This is a genomic window from Cellulomonas sp., from assembly GCF_035634735.1.
Lineage (GTDB): Bacteria > Actinomycetota > Actinomycetes > Actinomycetales > Cellulomonadaceae > Cellulomonas.
In genome coordinates this window covers 1-4,376 of the sequence record NZ_DASQCJ010000006.1, presented here as the reverse complement: position 1 = coordinate 4,376, position 4,376 = coordinate 1, and the positions used below count along the sequence as shown (strand labels likewise).

Annotated in this window: 5 protein-coding genes; 3 read left to right on the top strand and 2 right to left on the bottom strand. The window is 72.6% G+C overall.

From position 1 onward, the window contains the following. Positions 1-1,895: bifunctional acetaldehyde-CoA/alcohol dehydrogenase (gene adhE / locus VER05_RS00890; RefSeq protein WP_324843525.1), on the bottom strand; the 1,895-nt coding region annotated here is incomplete at its 3' end. A gap of 369 nt (positions 1,896-2,264) precedes the next feature. Between adhE and VER05_RS00885 the strand changes: the two genes are divergently transcribed. The 3 genes from VER05_RS00885 to VER05_RS00875 all read left to right on the top strand — a co-directional run bounded on the left by VER05_RS00885 (position 2,265) and on the right by VER05_RS00875 (position 3,749). Continuing rightward, on the top strand, positions 2,265-2,633 hold the full coding sequence (locus VER05_RS00885) for a hypothetical protein (RefSeq protein ID WP_324843524.1): 369 nt from the start codon (positions 2,265-2,267) through the stop codon (positions 2,631-2,633). A gap of 130 nt (positions 2,634-2,763) precedes the next feature. Continuing rightward, on the top strand, positions 2,764-3,141 hold the full coding sequence (locus tag VER05_RS00880; protein ID WP_324843523.1) for a hypothetical protein: 378 nt from the start codon (positions 2,764-2,766) through the stop codon (positions 3,139-3,141). 29 nt (positions 3,142-3,170) lie between these two features. Next, the gene (locus VER05_RS00875) at positions 3,171-3,749 is read left to right on the top strand and encodes a hypothetical protein (protein WP_324843522.1); all 579 of its coding nucleotides are present in this window, start codon (positions 3,171-3,173) and stop codon (positions 3,747-3,749) included. Positions 3,750-3,775: 26 nt separating this feature from the next. Here VER05_RS00875 and VER05_RS00870 read toward each other — a convergent pair. Beyond that, the coding region (locus tag VER05_RS00870; RefSeq protein WP_324843521.1) for a glycosyl hydrolase family 65 protein at positions 3,776-4,376 on the bottom strand (601 nt) is incomplete at its 5' end.

Sequence of the window (4,376 nt, the reverse complement as noted above, 5' to 3'; positions counted from 1 at the left end):
GCCAGCGGGTACTTCTTGCCCGCGTCGGGGTCGGAGATGACCGCGAACGGGGTGACCTCGGCGCCGGTGCCCGAGGTGGTCGGGATGCAGACCAGCTTGGCCAGCTCGCCGAGCACCGGAAACTTGAACGCGCGCTTGCGGACGTCGAAGAACTTCTGCTTGAGGTCGGAGAACACGATCTCCGGGTGCTCGTACAGCAGCCACATGACCTTCGCGGCGTCCATCGGCGACCCGCCGCCCAGGGCGATGATCGTGTCCGGGCGGAAGTGCCGCATCTGCGCCGCGCCGGCCTGCACGGTCTTGACGCTCGGCTCGGGCTCGACCTGGTCGATGATCTGCACCGACACGTGGTTGCCGCGGCGGTTGAGCACGTCCAGGACGCGGTCGACGAAGCCGAGGGTGGTCATCGTGGCGTCGGTGACGATGGTGACCCGCTCGACGTCCGGCATGTCGGACAGGTAGCGGATGGCGTTCGGCTCGAAGTACGTCTTGGCCGGGACCTTGAACCACTGCAAGTTGTTGTTCCTCCGGCCCACGCGCTTGATGTTGACGAGGTTGATCGCCGAGACGTTGTTCGACACCGAGTTGTGGCCGTAGGAGCCGCAGCCCAGGGTCAGCGACGGGATGAAGGCGTTGTAGATGTCGCCGATGCCGCCGAGCGAGGAGGGCGCGTTCGCGATGACGCGGATCGCCTTGACGCGGTTGCCGTACTCCTCGGTGAGCGCGTCGTCCTGGGTGTGGATCGCGGCGGAGTGGCCCAGGCCGTCGAACTCGACCATCTGCTCGGCCAGCTGGATGCCCTGCTCGGTCGAGGTGGCGCGCAGCACGGCGAGGACGGGGCAGAGCTTCTCGCGGGTCAGCGGCTCGCTGGGGCCGACGGAGCCGACCTCGGCCAGGATGATCGAGGTGTCGGCGGGGACCGTGAAGCCGGCCTGCTCGGCGATCCACTGCGGGGACTTGCCGACGACGGTGGGGTTGAGCTTGGCCTCGCCGCAGTTCTTGCCCTTGGCCTCGACGCCGAAGATGAACTTCTCGAGGAGCGCCTTCTCCTTCTTGGTGGCGCGGTACGCGTGCAGCACGGCGAACTCGGCCAGCGCGGCGTCGTAGATCTCGTCGTCCAGGATCACGGCCTGCTCGGAGGCGCAGATCATGCCGTTGTCGAACGACTTGGACAGCACCACGTCGTTGACGGCCCGCTTGAGCTTGGCGGTCTTCTCGATGTAGGCCGGGACGTTGCCCGCGCCGACGCCGAGGGCCGGCTTGCCGCAGGAGTACGCGGCCCGGACCATCGCGTTGCCGCCGGTCGCGAGGATGGTGGAGACGCCGGGGTGGTTCATCAGCAGGCCGGTGGCCTCCATCGAGGGGGTCTCGACCCACTGGATGCAGTGCTCGGGGGCGCCGGCGGCGACCGCGGCGTCGCGCACCACGCGGGCGGCGGCGACGGACGACCTCTGGGCGTTCGGGTGGAACGCGAAGATGATCGGGTTGCGGGTCTTCAGCGCGATGAGCGACTTGAAGATCGCGGTGGACGTCGGGTTGGTCACCGGGGTCATCGCGCAGATGACGCCGACCGGCTCCGCGATCTCGGTGATGCCGTTGATCTCGTCGCGGGAGATGACCCCGACGGTCTTGAGCGACGCCATCGAGTTGGTGACGTGCTCGCAGGCGAAGATGTTCTTGACGGCCTTGTCCTCGAAGACGCCGCGACCGGTCTCCTCGACGGCCAGCTCGGCGAGCTGCCCGTGCTGGTCGAGCGCCGCGACGGCGGCCTTCTTGACCAGGCGGTCCACGTCCTCCTGGGTGAAGCGGGCGTACTCGGCCAGCGCCTTGGTCGCGCCGGCGACCAGCTGGTCGATGGCCGCGGCGGTTCCGGTGCTCGTCGTCGTGGTGGTCACGGGGACTCTCCCGAGGGTGGTGGGTTGGGGTGCGGAGGGCTCCGTCGACCTCACGTCCACGACAGTATCGAGAAAAGTTTCACAAAGTCTGGGACCGGAGTCCCGGGGACCTCGGTCCCGCCCGCCGGGGCGCCGGCCGCCCGGGAGAAATGTCGCGAAAATGCACCCGAGGGCCGGTCTACGGGTAGTTGGCAGCATTTGTCGCCCTGGTCAGAGCGCTGCTGACATTCCCGCTCGATGTCGATAGCGTACGGGCCACCGCGCGACGGGGCCCGGCACCGGGGCCCGTCGCGCGCCGCGCCGGCCCTCCGCCGCGCGCGACCACCGACCCGTGGCCGGGCCCCACCGGCCGCCGCCCAGGAGGCCGGAGTGCCCACGCTGCAGGACGTCGCCCAGGACCTGATGAAGCTCGACGGCGCGCTGGCGTTCGCGTTCGTCGACCACACGAACGGCCTCATGCTCGCGTCGGCCACCTCCGTGCCGTACGACATCGAGCTCGCCGCCGCCGTCGCCACCGAGTTCGTCCGGGCCAAGCTCCGCGCCGTGGAGCAGATGGGCCGCGGGGGCGCGGTCGAGGACATCCTCGTCACGCTGCACGACGAGCTGCACCTCACGCTCGTCTGCGACCACCCCCGGCTGCAGGGCGTGTTCGGCTACCTCGCGCTGGACCGGAGCCGGGGCAACCTCGCGCTGGCGCGGCGGACGCTGCGGTCGCTGGGCGGGTCGGTGGACCTGTAGCGGCGCGCCCGCGTCGTCGCCCCGGCACGGCCCCGCGAACCGGCCATTGGGGTGGTGCGCCCCGGGTATCGGGTGGTGCGCGTCGGGTGGCAGCGTCGCTCGCGTTCGACCGGACGACGAGGAGTGACGCATGGCAAGCATGGAGGAAGCGACGGCCCAGGTGATGGCGCTGGACGGGGTGATCGCGCTCGCGGGCGTCGACTGGACGAGCGGGATGACGATCATGTCGACCGTCGTGAAGCCGATCGACATCGAGCTCGCCGCAGCCGTCGCCACCGAGGTCGTGCGGGCGCAGATGCGGTCCGTCGAGCAGCTGGGCGGCGGGCAGGTGATCGACGACATCCTCATCACGCTGTCCGACGAGCTGCACCTGATCACGCTGAGCGACGACCCCCGGTACGCCGGGCTGTTCTCGTACCTGGTCCTCGACCGGGCGCGGGGCAACCTCGCGCTCGCCCGGCGCCGGCTGCGCGACGTCACCGCGGCCGGCGTCGACCTCGAGCGCTGAGGCGAACCGGCGACCACCAGGAGGTGCGTGTGGACGTCCCGCAGGTGCTCGACACCCTGGTCCGGGCCCTGCCGCCCGGGGCGGAGGCGTCCTGGCTCGCGCCGGACGGCGCCGCCGCACCCGGGGTGGCGGCGCCCGAGCCGCGGGTCGCGGCGCTCGTCGCCGGGCTGGCGGACGCGGTCGCGCGCGACGGCGGCGACCTGGCCGGGGACGGCAGCAGCCTGCTGGTCGAGTCCCCGGCCCGGACGCTGCTCGCCCACCGGCTCGGCGGGCACGGGACGCTCGTCGTCGTGGCGGGCCCGGACCTCAATCTGGCGCTGGTGCGCCGGCTGGTGCGGACGGCCCTCGCGGACGGGGAGCCCCGGCGGTCGGCGGGGCGCCGCGCGGCCGCCCCGGGCGGCGCGGGGGAGCCCGGCACCGCCGCCGACCCGCCCTCGCCGGCCGACTCCGCGCCCGCCGACCCGGCCGCGCCCGCCGACCCCGCGCACGACGACGGGCCGGCCCCCGCGCTCCCGCGCCGGGCGCCGGCCCCCCGGGTGACCGACTTCCGCTACGAGCCGGAGGACGTCGAGGTCCTCCGGCAGCTCCGGGAGGCGCTCACGGGCTGAGCCCGCGGGCGCCCCCGGCGCGCGCCTCAGTCGTGCGACACCGGCGGCGGCGTGAGCACCGTCGGGTGGTCCGGCACGCTCGCGGTCATCAGGGTGCCGTCGGCGCGGCGGGTGCCCTCGATGTCCCGAACGGTCGGCGTGCCGATCAGCCGCGGCGCGGGCGCCAGCGGCAGCACGACGGGGTCGCCCGCGGTGACCTTCACCGGCTCGCCGCGCACCACCAGGTCGGCGGCGTCGCCCTCCTCCACCGTGAGCCGCAGCTCGGTGTGCCGGACGTCGACCCGCACCCGGCTGCCGCGCAGCGTGATCCGGAACGTCAGGCCGTCCCAGACCTCGGGGAGCCGCGGGTCGAGGGACACGACGCCCTCGTGGTCCCGCATGCCGCCGAACCCGCACGCCAGCGCGCTCCACACGCCGCCGGCCGACGCGACGTGCACGCCGTCCGCGGTGTTGTGGTGCAGGTCGGCCAGGTCCACGTAGAGCGCCGACGTGAAGTAGCGCAGCGCGAGCTCCTGGTACCCGACCTCGGAGGCCACGATCGACTGCACGACGCCGGACAGCGTCGAGTCGCCGGTGGTCAGCGGGTCGTAGTAGTCGAAGTCGGCCAGCTTCTCCTCGGCGGTGAAC

Coding starts and splice junctions, on each gene's coding strand:
- VER05_RS00880 (WP_324843523.1), top strand. CDS start 2,764: ATGGCAAGCATGGAGGAAGCGACGGCCCAGGTGATGGCGCTGGACGGG.